Source organism: Bacteroides sp. D1, from assembly GCF_000157095.2.
Lineage (GTDB): Bacteria > Bacteroidota > Bacteroidia > Bacteroidales > Bacteroidaceae > Bacteroides > Bacteroides xylanisolvens.
Map to the genome: position 1 here is coordinate 250,819 of NZ_JH114350.1, position 16,625 is coordinate 267,443.

A 16,625-nucleotide genomic window follows, 5' to 3' on the forward strand; every position below is an offset into this window, starting at 1 on the left:
AAATAGCAGATGAAACAATTCACATCAACCCGGCTTTTCGCTGTCACGTCCGTGGTAGCAGCCATGCTCGCCGCAGGATGCAGCGAGGAGAACAATGAACCCTCCGGCAACGCGTCGAACGCAGCCATTGTCACCGCCTCGATCGGCAAGACAGACAACGTGGTGTCCTCCCGCGCCGCAAACACGGTATGGGATGTCGATGACTGTATCGGCATTTCCACCTCTTCCGTGAATGGGAAGACAAACTATGTCAATATCCGCTACAAGACCAACGGCAGTGTGTTCAGCCCCGTACCCGGTGCGGCGGGCGAAGACAACACCATCTACTTTCAGGACAAGTCCCCCACGACCTTCACCGCTTACTACCCCTACGAGGGCGCGAACGGCACCAAGCCCGGCAGCGACGGCATCATCACGAAAGAACTCACCGTCGCCGACCAGAGCCCGGAGAACCTGCCCGCCATCGACTACCTCTGGGCGCAGCAGACAGCCCAAAGCAGCAACCCGAAGGTCGATTTCCGGTTTTCACACCGCATGAGCCGCCTCATCCTGAACTTCAAGGCGGGTGCCGGAACAGCGCTCCCGAACGGGCTGACCTACACCCTCACCCAACTGGCAACGGAGGGAACCTTCGACACCTCCACCGGTGAAACCAAAGCCACAGGCACGGTGTCCAAACTCGAAAACCTGCCCACCTCCACCATCGGGAGACAGATCACAGGCATCGCCATCCTCTGGCCGCAGGCGGTAAGCTCCATACACCTGCAACTGAAGCTGGGCGATAACACCTTTGGCGCCGCGCTCACTTTCCCGACTGGCACGGCAGGCGAAGTCCTTGCCCCCTCCACCTCCTATACCTTTAATGTGACCGTGGAGCGCACCCACATCACAGTTGGCCAAGCCGATATTGATGACTGGACGAGCGGCGGCAGCAAGGACATCACCCTGCAGGAAGCCCGCACCCTGACCTTCGACCCCAACGGCGGCAGCGGCACGATAAAGGGCGACAAAGTCTTTGAAGGCGCCACGACATCCCTGCCCGACGACAACGGTCTGACACCCCCAAGCGGCAAAACCTTTGTGGGATGGAACACCCTGTCCGGAGGCGGAGGCGAGTTTTATGCTGCGGGCAGCACGCTGACGATGCCTGCCGGAGACCTCACCCTCTATGCCCAGTGGTCGGGCGACGGCTCTGCCGAAGACAATCCGATTCTTATCACGGATGCGCAGGGGATGAAGGACATCGGGGCGAGTATAGAAAGTATGAGGAAGCATTACCGCCTCTGCAACGACCTGGTGCTCGATGACTGGGAGGCTATCTATTACGGCTATGGAAACGGTCAAGGTAATCCTTTCTCGGGAACATTCGATGGCGGAGGGCATACCGTTACTCTCAATGGGGTGAAGCCCATACGGGCACAATTCAACAACGCCAGCGGTTACTTTATTTCTCTCTTTGCCGAGATTCGAGGAGAAGTGCGCCGCCTGCGGGTGGACGGGCAGATAACGGTGGACGGCACGGATGAAAACGCACCTTACCATGCGGGAGGAATCTGCGGGTATAACAACTACGGCACCGTTACCGATTGCATCTCCAACGTTACGGTGACTGCAACGGGAAAGATGGGTGGGCTTTCTGCCGGAAGTATCGCGGGATGGAATGACTCTGGTTCCATCTTTAATTGTTATGCCACCGGAAAGATAGAAAGTACGGCTACTGCCCCGTTCGTCTCTTTGGGAGGCATTGTAGGAGATAGCAACAGCCGTATAGCCAACTGCGCCACACTCAACAGCAATATTTCAGGCAAGGATGGGCAGACGAATACTTACATCCACCGTATTACAGGAAGCAATGGCGGTTACATAGTCAACAACTATGCCTCGGCAACACTGCCCGCTTCCGAAGATAAAGGACTCGATAAACCGGACGGCAAGGATTGCGATGCCAAGCCCGCCGCCTCGTGGTGGAAGGAACCGGGTAGATGGGCGAATAGCTACACAACTCCCGCCGGCAGCACCAAACTCTTCACCCCTTGGAATTTCACCACCACCTGGGAAGTCACCGACGGCAACCTGCCCGTGCTCCTTCGCGAGTAGCCGCACCCGCCATTCATCAAGAACAAGAAATAAAAGCATAAGAGAACATGAAGATACACAACCATACCCTCCCGAAAGCCATCCGGCGGCACAGCATCCGCCGGTGGCTTGCCACGGCGGCAACGCTGACGGCAATGCTGACGGCGACACTGGCAACCCTCACGGGGTGCAGCGCGGACAACGATCCGGAAACAGCTACCGGCGGTGACGGCACCTCCGTCACCTTCGGCGCCACCATCGCCGCACGCGAAGGGCACGACAACGGCAATGCTCCCGCTTCACGTGCCATCCCCGACGGAACCTTCGCGGAAGGCGACCAGATTCTCGTCCACATGGACGGCAAGCGGAAAGCCTTCGTTTACAGCACAGCCCAAGGCTTTGTGCACGCCCCCAACTATCCCGGCACGAACGTCGACCCCACACCTCCCGTGTGGCAAGACGGAGAAGCCGAAAAAAGCCTCCTTGCTTACGGTCCCACGGCCTGTATCTCTTCTGCAGGGGACGGGGAGTACATATACGAAGTCTATGTAAGTGTAGCACAGAATGATGACCGTGAGTATAAGTATAGCGATTATGTCTATACCGCACAGACACTCTACCGCAGCAATCCCAAACTTAGTTTCCGCCACGGCATGGCGCGCGTCGTCCTCCGGTTGCGTTCCGGCGGCTCCCTCACGGATGAGGACGTGGCAGGCGCCTCCGTGCTGCTGGGCGACAAGAACCTTTTTACAAGAGCGGACATCGATCCGCAGACCGGGACACTGACAGCCCATAAGCCTAAACCTAATGGCTTGCAACCGCAAACCATCACGCCCCACCGTTGTGCCGACACCCCCGCGGGCTACGCCGTGGCTTATGAAGCCCTGCTGCCCCCGCAGGACGTAAGCGGGAAAGAGTTCATCCAAGTCCGGCTCTCCGATGGCACTGAACTGGGCTATATAGCGGAAAGCGGCAGCATGCTGGAAGGCGGACACGAATATATCTATAATGTGACCGTGGATGCTGCCCAACAAGTGCCGGCAAAAAATATATCTTATAGCATAACACGACACGTACATCGTCCGACATCGCAAACGACGGAGTGATATGCGGGAAGATGAAAGGAAGATGAAAAAAAGAAATAGAAAGGAGGCACGTATCTGAAACTTGTAAGAAAAAGTAATATATTGACTGGAAAAATGCTGATAACAATATTTATAAATGGGCAGAAGAAGTTTCTGTGGATCAGTTGTAATTCCTGGGGGATTTGGTTCAGGACAACCATATCCCTAAAAATTGATTCATTCCTGCACGGAAATGAGCAAAATCATGCGATTTTCTCTCTACTATAAAGTTGAAAAAGTGTATAAGTATCTGCAACTGCAACGAAATGGCTTTAATACACTAATAGATAATCAGTTACAGCGTGGCAGATACTGTGGCAGATGGTGGCAGATACCCTTTATCTGCCACACTGTATAAACAACAAATGTGGGGGGCTTAGGACATTTTACTTAGTCCGATATATGAAAGTACAGTTGCTTACGCTAGAACTCCAGTTCCCAGGCAGGAAACTGGAGTTTCTCATATAGGAAACTGGAATTTCCGCGTAGGGAAACTGGAGTTCCTGCGCAAGGAAACTGGAGTTTCTACGTAGGGAAACTGGAGTTCCTGCGCAAGGAAACTGGAGTTTCTACGTAGGGACACGCAATGCCTTGTTTCTCCAAAAGGATAGCTTGCACACACCTAACCCATGCGTTGCAGATACCCTTTATCTGCAACCATCTGCCGCAGGTATCTGCAACGCCGTAACCGACTATCTATTAACAAATTAAAGCCATTTCGTTGCAGTTGCAGATACTTATACGCTTTTCAACTTTATGGTAGAGAGAAAATTATGCCATTAATAGCCATATCAAAATCAAATCCTAAAACTACTATTTTTTGCCGAAGCGGAGAAAAAGAAAAAGCCCTGAAATTCAATAATTTCAGAGCTTTGCTTCATTTTGCAATATAACCGAGCGGTGCGTACGGGACTCGAACCCGTGACCCCATGCGTGACAGGCATGTATTCTAACCAACTGAACTAACGCACCAAAATATTCACTAAAGCATCTCTCTCGATTGCGGATGCAAAGGTAGATATTTTTTTGAAACCTGCAATAGCTTCAGTATCTTTTTTCTGAAAAAGTGGATTTATTAAGAATTATCGTGTACATTTGCAGCTACTAATAAAATAGAAAATAGAATGAAAAATACACCAATTGAACGACATCTGATTGATGAAACTATAAATGAGTTTCAAATTGTCGATTTTTCAAAAGCTACCATTCGGGAAGTGAAAGCTATTGCTTCGAAAGCAGAAGCTGCATCGGGAGTTGAATTTATTAAAATGGAAATGGGCGTTCCGGGGCTCCCTCCTTCCGCAGTAGGTGTGAAAGCAGAGATTGAAGCGTTACAAAATGGCATTGCCAGCCTATACCCCGATATCAACGGATTGCCGGAACTGAAAAAAGAGGCGTCCAACTTTATCAAAGCATTTATCAACGTGGATTTAAATCCGGAGGGATGCGTACCTGTCACCGGCTCTATGCAAGGAACATTCGCTTCATTCCTCACTTGCAGCCAATGCGACGAAAAGAAAGATACGATTTTATTCATCGATCCCGGATTTCCGGTACAGAAGCAGCAGTTGGTAGTAATGGGACAAAAGTTCGAAACGTTTGATGTATATGACTACCGCGGAGACAAACTGAAAGAGAAACTGGAAAGCTATCTGAAAAAAGGAAATATATCAGCTATCATTTATTCGAATCCCAATAACCCCAGCTGGATTTGCCTGAAAGAGGAAGAATTGCAGATTATCGGTGAATTGGCAACGCAGTATGATGTGATTGTTTTGGAAGACTTGGCTTATTTCGCCATGGACTTCCGGCAGGATTTGAGCAAACCATACCAACCTCCTTTCCAGCCATCAGTAGCCCATTATACAGATAATTACGTATTGTTGATTTCCGGTTCGAAAGCATTCAGCTACGCCGGACAGCGTATTGGCGTAAGCTGTATCTCTGATAAATTATACCACCGAAGCTATCCGGGACTGACCAAACGATATGGCGGCGGTACCTTTGGAACTGTTTTCATCCATCGCGTACTTTATGCACTTTCATCAGGGACGAGTCATTCCGCACAATTCGCCATGGCTGCCATGCTGAAAGCTGCCAACGAAGGACAATATAACTTCCTCAACGAAGTGAAGATCTATGGTGAGAGAGCACAAAAATTGAAAGAAATCTTCCTCCGTCACGGTTTCCACCTGGTATATGACAACGACTTGGGCGACCCGATTGCGGACGGATTCTATTTTACCATCGGATATCCGGGAATGACCAGCGGCGAACTGGCCAAAGAACTGATGTACTACGGAGTAAGCGCGATCTCATTGGTTACAACAGGAAGCCATCAGGAAGGATTACGCGCGTGTACCTCTTTTATTAAAGACCATCAGTATGCGCAACTGGACGAAAGAATGAAACTATTTGCAGAAAATCATCCGATAGCCTGATTATCTGACATAAGATATTCATAAAAGCCATTCTTTAAATGAAAAAAAACGGAAATAACGATTGTTATTCCGTTTTTTTTCTTACATTAGTGGCATGAATATCGACTCTGACATATTTAAGATTCAATCGAATAATGTGTTACCATCAAGAGGAAGGATTTTAATATCTGAACCTTTTCTGCGTGACGCAACGTTTGGCAGGTCCGTAATTTTACTGGTCGATCATACGGACGAAGGAAGTATGGGATTGGTTATCAACAAACAACTGCCATTATTCCTGAACGATATCATCATGGAATTTAAATATCTGGACGAGATTCCTCTATACAAAGGTGGACCGATTGCCACTGATACTTTATTTTACCTCCATACACTATCAGACATCCCCGGCTCTATCTCTATCAGCAAAGGACTTTATCTGAATGGAGATTTTGATGAAATAAAGAAATATATATTACAAGGAAATAAAATCAGCGAATGTATCCGTTTCTTCCTGGGGTATTCCGGATGGGACAGCGAACAGCTAAATAACGAAATCAGAGAAAACACATGGCTGGTGTCTGAAGAAGAAAAATCATATCTGATGAAAAACAATATCAAAGATATGTGGCGGACTGCTTTAGAGAAACTAGGCAGCAAGTACGAAACGTGGTCACGCTTCCCACAAGTGCCTACTCTCAACTAATATTTATTTCTTAGGATTCAAACATTGGAGGAGCAATGCATCTTTGTAGCAGCCCTCCACTTGCAGCCAGTTTTTCAATAATCCGCATTGAACGAAGCCACAAGACGTGAACAGCTTTACACAAACGTCATTATCTGTCGTGACATGTGCATAAAGCTGACTTAAAGACAGAAAATCAAAAGCATATTCACAAAGCAGCTTCAATGCGTCGGTGGCATACCCTTGCTGCCGATAATCCTTATGCACGGCAATTCCTACTTCTCCCCGCGAATGAAGGGGAACGAAATCCGTAATATCAATCGTACCAAGGATACACTGGTCGGATTTGCGTACCATCATCAAACGTAATTGCTTATCCGCAAACACATCACACTGCGAACCTTCAATATATTGGCGCAACACGTAACGGGAGTATGGAACCGTAAAGTTACTGATATCCCACATCGAAGGATCATTTTCCATCTCATACATTATATCCATATCTTCCGGTTCTACCGCACGAAGATAGATACGATCGTTCATCAAGAAAGACTGTCTCATAGCTTTTCTTCTTTTGCAATGTGAAGTTCGTTACGCAATCTCTTCTCACTGGGCAGGCAGAAAAGTGACGCCGTGAGGCCAATCAGCATACAGAGGTTACCCGTGCTGCTCAACGTCAGGTAGTAACACAAAAGGTTCACCACAATAGCTACTTCAAGCACTCCCAAGCGAACAATGTTCCATTGCACATATCGCTTCAAGGCAAGCGTGATAGTCATGTGATCTATCTTTTTCTTAAGCACCAAGCTAAATAATTTGAGAGAAAGAGGCACACACAAAGCAGTAAGCAAAATGCCGACCGTCTCAAAATAGTAGATAGCCGGTGCGTTATCTACCAAACCTCCTACGGGAAAGAGTTCAAACTCTCCTGCCCCAAGCAAAAATGCCGGGAGCACCCAAAAGAAAACATAACTGATATTCAAATTTCTGACAGCTCGTTTTATCTGTTCTTCCATGTTCGTTCTTAAATGATTAATAATGATTATACAGTTCCGGTAAAAAGCGTCCGGTTCACAATGCTGCGTCCTAAAGTCACTTCATCGGCATATTCAAGTTCATCACCAACCGATATGCCACGGGCTATCACACTTAGTTTAACCCCTAGTTTATCCAGCTTGCGATAGATGTAGAAGTTGGTAGTATCGCCCTCCATCGTGGTGCTCAATGCCAAAATAACTTCTTTGATTCCACCTTCAGCCACCCGCTGCACCAGGCTTTCAATTTGAAGGTCATTCGGTCCGACTCCGTCCATTGGAGAAATGACTCCTCCCAAAACGTGATAAAGCCCGCGATACTGTTGGGTTGCCTCTACCGCCATTACATCACGGATATTTTCCACCACACAGACAGTGGAAGCATCCCGTTGCGGATTAGCACAAATCTGGCAAGTTTCAGTATCGGATATATTATGACACACTTTGCAGTATTTCACCTCACGTTTCAATGTTATGATAGAATTTCCGAATGCTTCCACCGTAGCCGTATCCTGACGGAGCAGATGCAGAACAAGCCTCATAGCCGTCTTACGCCCGATACCCGGAAGTTTGGAAAATTCGCCGACTGCCTTTTCAAGCAGTATAGAAGGATATTGTTGGTTCATAGATAATATTTGCTGTTCTATCGATAAAACCTTGCAAAGATACAGATTATTGTTTTTAATACCTACAAAAATTGCTACCTTTGCATCTGTTATGATGATACTTGTCACTATTCTTTGCTACTTCGCGGTATTATTACTAATAGCCCGTATCACCGGACGTAAGGGAGGATCGAATGCAGCGTTCTTCAAGGGAGAGAACCAATCACCTTGGTACATAGTCTCTTTTGGAATGATTGGCGCCTCTATCTCCGGAGTCACTTTCGTCTCTGTACCGGGAATGGTGCGCGGAATGGATATGACGTATATGCAAACGGTACTCGGATTTTTCTTCGGATACATGGCCGTAGCCCATATCTTACTTCCTTTATATTATAAATTGAATCTGACAAGTATCTACGGATACCTCGGCACCCGCATCGGAGTGCGCGCCTATCGCACCGGTTCCTTTTTCTTTCTGCTGTCACGCATGTTGGGAACCGCAGCCAAACTTTATCTGGTATGCCTCATTCTCCATACGTATGTATTTCAGGAAATGCACGTCCCCTTTTGGCTGATTGCTGTCGGTTCGGTTGCATTGGTATGGATATATACCCATAAAAGCGGAATAAAGACCATCGTGTGGACAGATACCTTACAAACATTTTGCCTGATTGCCGCTCTGGTTTTTATCATCTATTTTACGATCCAAAGATTAGACCTTAACTTCAGCGGCATTGTGCAAACAATCCAAAACAGTGAACACAGCCGTATTTTTATATTTGACGACTGGGTATCCCGACAGAACTTCTTCAAACAGTTTTTCAGTGGTATCTTCATCGTCATCGTAATGACCGGACTGGATCAGGATATGATGCAAAAGAATCTTTCTTGCCGGAACCTCCGGGAAGCACAAAAAAACATGTACTGCTACGGTTTCTCATTCATTCCGCTAAATTTCCTTTTTCTATGCTTGGGAATTCTATTAATAGCGCTAGCGGGACAGATGCAACTCGAACTGCCAGCCATGAATGATGATATACTACCCATGTTTGCAGCCCAAGGTTATCTGGGACAATCCGTATTGGTACTTTTTACAATCGGCATTATCGCAGCAGCCTTCAGCAACTCGGATTCCGCCCTGACAGCCATGACAACCAGTGTATGCGTAGACCTGCTGAATACGGAAAAAGACACAGAAGAAACGGCACGTCGCAAAAGAGGCAAAGTGCATTTATCGTTATCAGTCTTATTGGCATTCTTCATCTGCCTGGTAGAGATACTCAATAATAAGAGCGTTATTGACGCCATATATATCATCGCCTCCTACACATACGGCCCCCTGCTCGGAATGTTTGCTTTCGGACTTTTTACACGCAGGCAAACGAACGACCGGTGGGTTCCTCTCATAGCCATCCTTTCACCCCTGCTCTGCTATCTTGCCGACTGGTGGATTGGAAAAGAAACCGGATATAAATTCGGTTATGAATTGCTAATGTTAAATGGAACGCTTACCTTTGCGGGGTTAATTTGTATGTCTAAAAAAAGGAAAACGCTGAAAGTACCATGAAAACAGGTACTCCGAAGTTTATAATAAATAATGGCAGAGTTTATTATAAACTGCGCAATAGTTTATTATAAATGATGAGCGAGTTTATTATAAACGATTTTACAAAGAAATAAATGACAAGAAAATGGAAATAACAAGTGCTGAATTTGTGATTAGCAATACGGACGTGAAGAAATGCCCGGCCGGTATTTTCCCGGAATATGCCTTTATAGGCCGTTCGAATGTGGGAAAATCGAGTCTTATCAATATGTTGACCAGCCGTAAAGGTCTGGCCATGACCTCTTCTACTCCGGGAAAAACGATGTTAATCAACCACTTCCTTATCAATAAAAATTGGTATCTCGTCGACCTTCCGGGATATGGCTATGCCCGACGCGGACAAAAAGGGAAAGACCAGATACGCACCATAATCGAAGATTATATCTTGGAACGGGAACAAATGACCAACCTCTTTGTCCTGATAGACAGCCGGCTGGAACCTCAAAAAATAGACCTCGAGTTTATGGAATGGCTGGGCGAGAACGGTATCCCCTTCTCTATCATCTTTACCAAAGCCGACAAGCTAAAAGGTGGACGTTTAAAAATGAATATCAATGCCTATTTACGTGAGTTGGGCAAACAATGGGAAGAGCTCCCTCCTCACTTCGTATCTTCCTCGGAAGACCGCACAGGACGTGTTGATATACTCAACTACATAGAAAACATAAACAAGGATCTCAATGTTAAATGAAAGAAGAATGAAAATGAAAAAGAGTTTTTTATCTATTGCCTTTTTGGCAGTATTTATGCTAACGGCAACTAACAGCCAAGCGCAATCATGGTCCGACTTATTAAATAAGGACAACATTTCAAAAGTAGTAAATGCCATCACCGGAACCACCGAATCTATCGACATGACCGGAACATGGAGCTACAAAGGTTCGGCGGTAGAGTTCGAATCGGATAACTTACTAATGAAAGCAGGCGGAGCTGCCGCAGCTACTATGGCTGAAAACAAGCTGAACGAACAATTAAGCAAAATAGGTATTAAAGATGGCCAAATGAGCTTCACTTTCAATGCCGACAGTACTTTCACCAGCACGGTGGGCAAGAAAACATTGAAAGGCACTTACTCCTACAATGCTTCAACCAAACAAGTTGATTTGAAGTATTTGAAACTTCTGAATCTGCACGCTAAAGTAAATTGCAGTTCCAGCTCACTGGAGTTACTGTTCAACTCGGACAAACTGTTGAAACTAATGGCTTTCATCGGTAGCAAAAGTAGCAGTACCGCACTGAAAACAGTTAGTTCACTGGCCGAAAATTACGATGGAATGATGCTCGGATTCCAACTCTCAAAATAGCAAAAGAGAATCGTTTAATACTATTTCGCACTCCATAAAGTATATTTTAGGGGAAAAGCATTATCTTTGTCGTTTGTAATCAAAAAGAGAAGGAAAAATGAAAAAGATACTTTTTTTAATGACCCTGTTAGTAATGGGCGTAAGCTTTGCATTTGCACAAACAAATGCAGATATCAAGTTTGACAAAACAACTCACGATTTCGGTAAGTTTTCTGAAAACAGCCCGGTTGTCAGTTGCACATTTACCTTTACTAATATCGGCGATGCCCCTCTGGTGATCCATCAGGCTGTAGCCTCTTGCGGATGTACAGTACCCGAATATACAAAGGAGCCCATCATGCCGGGTAAAAAAGGAACAATCAAGGTGACTTATAACGGAACAGGCAAATATCCGGGACATTTCAAAAAATCAATCACCTTGCGTACCAACGCCAAAACAGAGATGGTAAGATTGTATATCGAAGGCGATATGACAGCAAAAGATGCAAAGTAGGAAAAAATAGACTATTACATAAAGGAGAATCTTTCGGTTCTCCTTTTTTTTTGTTTACTTTGAGGACGGAAATGTAAATTAACACATTAGCAAATTATAAAAACTATGAAACAAGAAGAAGACAAATTCACCGGGTTACCCGAGAATGCGTTCAGAGAGTTGAAACCTGGGGAAGTGTACAACCCGTTGATGGGTCCCTCTAAAAATTATCCGGAAGTTAATATCTGGTCAGTAGCATGGGGTATTGCCATGGCAATCCTTTTTTCGGCCGCCGCTGCCTATCTGGGGTTGAAGGTCGGACAGGTATTTGAAGCAGCTATTCCAATTGCGATCATTGCCGTAGGAGTTTCCGGAGCTGCCAAAAGAAAAAATGCGTTGGGCGAAAATGTGATTATCCAGTCTATCGGAGCTTGTTCCGGAGTAATCGTTGCCGGAGCGATCTTCACCCTCCCCGCTCTTTATATTCTCCAAGCTAAATATCCCGAGATGACGGTTACCTTCATGCAGGTATTCATCAGCTCTTTATTGGGTGGCGTATTGGGTATTCTATTCCTGATTCCTTTCCGTAAATACTTCGTCAGCGACATGCATGGAAAATATCCTTTCCCGGAAGCAACAGCCACTACACAGGTGTTGATCTCCGGCGAAAAAGGCGGCAGCCAGGCCAAACCGTTATTGATGGCAGGTATGATCGGCGGATTATATGACTTCATCGTAGCGACATTCGGATGGTGGAACGAGAACTTTACCACCCGTGTTTGCAGTGCCGGAGAAATGCTGGCAGAAAAGGCAAAATTGGTATTCAAGGTAAACACCGGTGCCGCCGTGCTTGGTTTGGGATATATCGTCGGACTGAAATATGCTTCCATCATTTGTGCCGGTTCACTGGCTGTGTGGTGGATTATCATTCCGGGAATGTCTGCTATCTGGGGTGACAGTGTACTGAATGCATGGAATCCGGAAATCACCTCTACCGTAGGTATGATGAGTCCGGAAGAAATATTCAAATATTATGCCAAGAGCATCGGTATCGGCGGTATCGCTATGGCAGGTGTGATCGGTATTATCCGTTCCTGGAGCATCATCAAGAGCGCTGTCGGACTGGCAGCCAAAGAGATGGGCGGTAAAGGGAATGTAGAGAAAAGCATTATCCGTACCCAACGGGATCTTTCCATGAAGATTATCGCTATCGGTTCTATCATCACACTGATATTAATCGTATTATTCTTCTATCTTGATGTCATGCAAGGGAATTTGTTGCATACATTGGTAGCCATTGTTTTGGTTGCCGGCATCTCTTTCCTGTTCACCACAGTAGCAGCTAATGCCATTGCGATTGTTGGTACTAATCCGGTTTCGGGAATGACATTGATGACACTGATTTTGGCTTCCGTAGTGATGGTAGCTGTCGGACTGAAAGGTCCTTCGGGCATGGTTGCCGCATTGGTAATGGGTGGCGTAGTATGCACCGCGCTGTCGATGGCAGGAGGTTTTATCACCGACTTGAAAATTGGTTACTGGCTCGGAAGTACGCCTGCCAAACAGGAAACATGGAAGTTCTTGGGAACAATCGTATCGGCTGCAACAGTAGGCGGTGTAATGATTATCCTGAATAAGACATACGGATTTACAAGTGGCGCACTGGCTGCTCCGCAAGCAAATGCGATGGCGGCCGTGATCGAACCACTGATGAGTGGTGTAGGTGCACCCTGGTTGTTATATGGCATTGGGGCTGTCTTAGCTATTATTCTGACTCTTTGTAAAATTCCTGCATTAGCTTTCGCATTGGGTATGTTTATTCCATTGGAACTGAATGTGCCGCTGGTAGTGGGGGGAGCAGTGAATTGGTTTGTTACAACACGTAGCAAAGATGCATCTCTGAATACGGAAAGAGGTGAAAAAGGAACTTTACTGGCATCCGGTTTCATTGCCGGAGGTGCATTGATGGGAGTAATCAGTGCCGCGATGCGCTTTGGTGGAATCAATCTGGTTAATGAGGCATGGTTGAACAATACTTGGTCAGAAGTGTTGGCATTAGGAGCGTATGCCTTACTGATTCTTTACTTTATAAAGGCTTCAATGAAAGTTAAATAAATCATTATGAGGAGACTATTATCCATTATAGTATCACTTGTAACTGCCATATCATTTGCGCAGCAGCCCGTCGAGCTACCTTTGTGGCCCGACGGTGCTCCCAACTCCAGTGGACTAACCGGAGAGGAGCAGGAAACGCGTCCTCATTTTGTCACGAATGTCACGCATCCCACCCTGACGGTCTACCACCCGGAAAAGCCGAATGGAATGGCTATTATCATGTGTCCCGGAGGCGGGTATCGTGGACTGGGCATGGATGGAGAGGGGTATGATATGGCCCCCTGGTTCTGCGGACAAGGTATTACCTATATAGTATTAAAATACCGGATGCCGAACGGACATTGGGAAGTCCCCGTATCAGACGCCGAACAAGCCATTCGCATGGTACGCCAACATGCCAAAGAATGGAATGTCAATCCTTACAAGGTAGGATTAATGGGAGCCTCTGCGGGAGGGCATTTAACTGCTACACTCGCCACTCACTACAATTCGGAAACACGTCCGGACTTTCAGATATTACTTTATCCGGTGGTTACGATGATGCAAGTCACCCGGGGAAATACAAGAACTGCATTGCTCGGCAAAAATCCAACAATGGAACAAATACAGAAGTTTTCCGCCGAATTGCAAGTAACGCCCGATACTCCACAAGCATTTATCGCTCTTACCTCCGACGACCCTTCCGTAGCACCTTACCACGGAGTAAACTATTACCTTGCTTTACAGAAAAACAAGGTTCCGGCAACTCTCCATGTTTATCCTACCGGAGGACATGGCTGGGGATTTAAGGATCATTTTAAATATAAGCAACAATGGACACAGGAATTGGAGAAATGGTTGCGCGACGGCGTTGTATTCCCGGAAAATCCCGAACCCATGTTACGAATCGGGAAATCTTATCTGGGAACTAAATACGTGGCTAACACATTAGATCAAGACGGAGAAGAATCATTAGTGATCCGGACAGATGCCGTAGATTGCCTCACTTTCGTAGAATACACGTTGGCACAGGCACTCGGTTCTTCCTTTGCCGACAATCTGCAAAAAATACGTTATCGGGACGGCATCATCAACGGTTATCCTTCCCGGTTGCATTATACTTCCGAATGGATAGAGAACGGAATCCGCCACGGATTCCTTACCGACATTACTGCCAAAAACAGTGCGCATACCCAGAAAATCTCTCTTTCGTATATGTCTACCCATCCCAAGCAATATAAAAAATTGGCTGATTCGCCGGAAAATGTACGACAAATGGCCGAATATGAAAAAGCAATCTCCGGAAAAGTCGTACATTGGTTGCCGAAAAGCGAACTGCCGGAAGCCGGATTGCCCTGGATCATGAATGGAGACATTATTGCTATCACAACGAAGATGCCCGGACTGGACATTGCTCATGTGGGAATAGCAGAATATAAAGAGGGAAAACTGCACCTGCTGCACGCTTCTTCTACATTGGGAAAAGTAGTTGTCAGCGACGAACCTCTCAATCACATGCTAAACAACAATAAATCGTGGACAGGCATACGTGTTGTCCGGATGTCTCACTCTAAAAATAACTGATTATGAAACGAGTAAAACATTTCCTTCTCGCCTCGTGCTTATTCCCCACTTTGCTGGGAGCACAAGAAATGGCAAGCGCCTATTTTCTGGAACTTACTCCGGACGCCCAATCGGCAGGTATGGCAGGTACAGGATTAGCTACCACCGACAACGGTAGTACAGCTATTTTTCATAATGCTTCTACCATCGCTTTCTCACAAGAAGTGATGGGTGCGAGTTATTCATACGCTAAGATCAACCAAGATTATGCGCTACATAGCGCCTCCCTTTTCTACCGGATCGGAAGGGAAGGCATACATGGATTTGCTGTAGGTTTCCGGCATTTCAAAGATCCTAAGGTGCTTGATTACCGTCCTCATATCTGGGATTTAGAAGCTGCTTATTTCAGAAATGTAGCCAAAAATCTGTCTCTTTCATTAACGTTCAGATACCTGCAAGCCAAAGCCGCGGAAAACGCAGACAGCAAGAATAGCGTTTGTCTGGACTTCGGCGCGACCTACTATCGCAATATGGCTCTATTGGACGAAATGGCTTCCTGGAGCATTGGTTTCCAAGCTGCCAACTTAGGCAAAAAGCTGGACGGACAAAAGTTACCCGCCAGATTAGGATTGGGAGGTACAATCGACCTGCCATTCAGTATAGAAAACCGTTTGCAGGTGGCGCTCGACTTCAACTATCTGCTCCCTTCTGAAATCCGTCATCTCCAGGCTGGCATAGGAGCCGAATATAATTTCCTGAAATATGGTGTTGTCCGTGCGGGATACCATTTCGGAGACAAAGACAAAGGAGTAGGCAACTACGGCACCCTAGGCTGCGGAATAAACTTCTGGCCGATACGTGCAGACTTCTCATACGCCTTGGCTGATAAAGATTGCTTTATGCGCCGCACCTGGCAACTGGGAGTTGGAATAGTTTTCTAAGCTCCTCTTCGAGGCGTTGCTTCACTTCGTCCATCGGCACATCGTGCTTTAATTCCTGACGAAGAGAAGTGACGCCTTTATCTATAAATCCGCAAGGGTGGATATAACTGAAATAACGTAAATCGGTATTCACATTCAGAGCCAGTCCATGCATCGTGACATAATGGCTGCTCCTCACTCCGATAGCACAAATCTTACGCGCACGAGGCGTATCACCTTCCAACCAGACTCCTGTCGCTTTCGCCAAACGTCCGGCCTCAATGCCATAAGAAGCACATACCCGAATCACCGCTTCTTCCAGCAAATGAACGTACTCTTTCAATCCTAACTGAAATTCTTCCAGGTTTACTATCGGATAACACACCAGTTGTCCCGGACCATGATAAGTAATGTCCCCTCCCCGATCAATATGATAAAGGGTGGCATCAATTGCTTTCAGTTGTTCATCACTCAACAGCATATTATTTTCTTTCCCGCTACGTCCTAATGTATAAACATGGGGATGTTCGCACATCACAATACGGTTTTCATAACTCTCGCCCTGAACTTTTGCCCGGACAATGTTATCAAACCATTCTGTCTGCCGTTGCCATGCTTCGGCGTATGGTATCAAATTCCAATCAATAAAAAATGTTTTCATAAAAACAAAGGTAAGAAATAAAAAGAAAATGCGTACATTTGTTGGCCCAATATAACAAACA

At 46.2% G+C, this 16,625-nt stretch carries 15 protein-coding genes and 1 tRNA gene; 11 read left to right on the forward strand and 5 right to left on the reverse strand.

Translation table 11 applies throughout. The features are described from left to right. Window positions 1-9: 9 nt before the first annotated feature. A complete protein-coding gene (locus BSAG_RS03970; protein ID WP_004313597.1) occupies window positions 10-2,097 on the forward strand; it encodes a fimbrillin family protein in 2,088 nt (695 codons plus the stop codon). A gap of 47 nt (window positions 2,098-2,144) precedes the next feature. Beyond that, complete coding sequence (locus BSAG_RS03965; RefSeq protein WP_008017408.1) at window positions 2,145-3,182, forward strand: fimbrillin family protein; 1,038 nt, start codon at window positions 2,145-2,147, stop codon at window positions 3,180-3,182. A gap of 916 nt (window positions 3,183-4,098) precedes the next feature. On the opposite strand, the gene BSAG_RS03960 is transcribed toward BSAG_RS03965, so the two are convergent. Then, window positions 4,099-4,172 (reverse strand) — tRNA-Asp (locus tag BSAG_RS03960). Window positions 4,173-4,324: 152 nt separating this feature from the next. Here BSAG_RS03960 and BSAG_RS03955 point away from each other — a divergent pair. Continuing rightward, window positions 4,325-5,641, forward strand: coding sequence for a pyridoxal phosphate-dependent aminotransferase (locus BSAG_RS03955; RefSeq protein WP_004314588.1), 1,317 nt, complete (start codon window positions 4,325-4,327; stop codon window positions 5,639-5,641). 94 nt (window positions 5,642-5,735) lie between these two features. After that, window positions 5,736-6,326: a YqgE/AlgH family protein gene (locus BSAG_RS03950; protein ID WP_004300427.1), complete on the forward strand. Its 591-nt coding sequence runs from the start codon at window positions 5,736-5,738 to the stop codon at window positions 6,324-6,326. A 3-nt stretch (window positions 6,327-6,329) separates the two neighbouring features. On the opposite strand, the gene BSAG_RS03945 is transcribed toward BSAG_RS03950, so the two are convergent. The 3 genes from BSAG_RS03945 to recR are packed head-to-tail and all read right to left on the reverse strand — an operon-like array spanning window position 6,330 to window position 7,965. Beyond that, window positions 6,330-6,866, reverse strand: a complete 537-nt coding sequence (locus BSAG_RS03945; RefSeq protein WP_004306269.1) for a GNAT family N-acetyltransferase — start codon at window positions 6,864-6,866, stop codon at window positions 6,330-6,332. Next, a complete protein-coding gene (locus BSAG_RS03940) occupies window positions 6,863-7,321 on the reverse strand; it encodes a hypothetical protein (RefSeq protein ID WP_004306271.1) in 459 nt (152 codons plus the stop codon). The genes BSAG_RS03945 and BSAG_RS03940 overlap by 4 nt, the downstream gene beginning before the upstream one ends. 26 nt (window positions 7,322-7,347) lie before the next feature. Then, window positions 7,348-7,965, reverse strand: coding sequence for a recombination mediator RecR (gene recR, locus BSAG_RS03935; RefSeq protein ID WP_004313424.1), 618 nt, complete (start codon window positions 7,963-7,965; stop codon window positions 7,348-7,350). Window positions 7,966-8,056: 91 nt separating this feature from the next. Here recR and BSAG_RS03930 point away from each other — a divergent pair, with 91 nt between their 5' ends. The 7 genes from BSAG_RS03930 to BSAG_RS03900 all read left to right on the forward strand — a co-directional run bounded on the left by BSAG_RS03930 (window position 8,057) and on the right by BSAG_RS03900 (window position 15,924). After that, entirely contained in the window at window positions 8,057-9,511 is a 1,455-nt protein-coding gene (locus tag BSAG_RS03930; protein ID WP_008017403.1) for a sodium:solute symporter, read from the forward strand. Window positions 9,512-9,635: 124 nt separating this feature from the next. Beyond that, window positions 9,636-10,241: a ribosome biogenesis GTP-binding protein YihA/YsxC gene (gene yihA / locus BSAG_RS03925; protein WP_004315890.1), complete on the forward strand. Its 606-nt coding sequence runs from the start codon at window positions 9,636-9,638 to the stop codon at window positions 10,239-10,241. Continuing rightward, window positions 10,231-10,854, forward strand: coding sequence for a DUF4923 family protein (locus tag BSAG_RS03920; protein ID WP_004315891.1), 624 nt, complete (start codon window positions 10,231-10,233; stop codon window positions 10,852-10,854). The genes yihA and BSAG_RS03920 overlap by 11 nt, the downstream gene beginning before the upstream one ends. Before the next feature lie 97 nt (window positions 10,855-10,951). After that, the gene (locus BSAG_RS03915; RefSeq protein WP_004300420.1) at window positions 10,952-11,347 is read left to right on the forward strand and encodes a DUF1573 domain-containing protein; all 396 of its coding nucleotides are present in this window, start codon (window positions 10,952-10,954) and stop codon (window positions 11,345-11,347) included. A gap of 105 nt (window positions 11,348-11,452) precedes the next feature. Then, a complete protein-coding gene (locus BSAG_RS03910) occupies window positions 11,453-13,441 on the forward strand; it encodes an OPT family oligopeptide transporter (RefSeq protein WP_004300419.1) in 1,989 nt (662 codons plus the stop codon). A 6-nt stretch (window positions 13,442-13,447) separates the two neighbouring features. Further along, on the forward strand, window positions 13,448-15,004 hold the full coding sequence (locus tag BSAG_RS03905) for an N-acetylmuramoyl-L-alanine amidase-like domain-containing protein (protein ID WP_004315892.1): 1,557 nt from the start codon (window positions 13,448-13,450) through the stop codon (window positions 15,002-15,004). A 2-nt stretch (window positions 15,005-15,006) separates the two neighbouring features. Continuing rightward, window positions 15,007-15,924, forward strand: a complete 918-nt coding sequence (locus BSAG_RS03900; RefSeq protein WP_004315893.1) for a PorV/PorQ family protein — start codon at window positions 15,007-15,009, stop codon at window positions 15,922-15,924. On the opposite strand, the gene lipB is transcribed toward BSAG_RS03900, so the two are convergent. Further along, a complete protein-coding gene (gene lipB, locus BSAG_RS03895) occupies window positions 15,881-16,564 on the reverse strand; it encodes a lipoyl(octanoyl) transferase LipB (RefSeq protein ID WP_004315894.1) in 684 nt (227 codons plus the stop codon). The two genes, BSAG_RS03900 and lipB, sit on opposite strands and share 44 nt — an antisense overlap. Window positions 16,565-16,625: the final 61 nt, after the last annotated feature.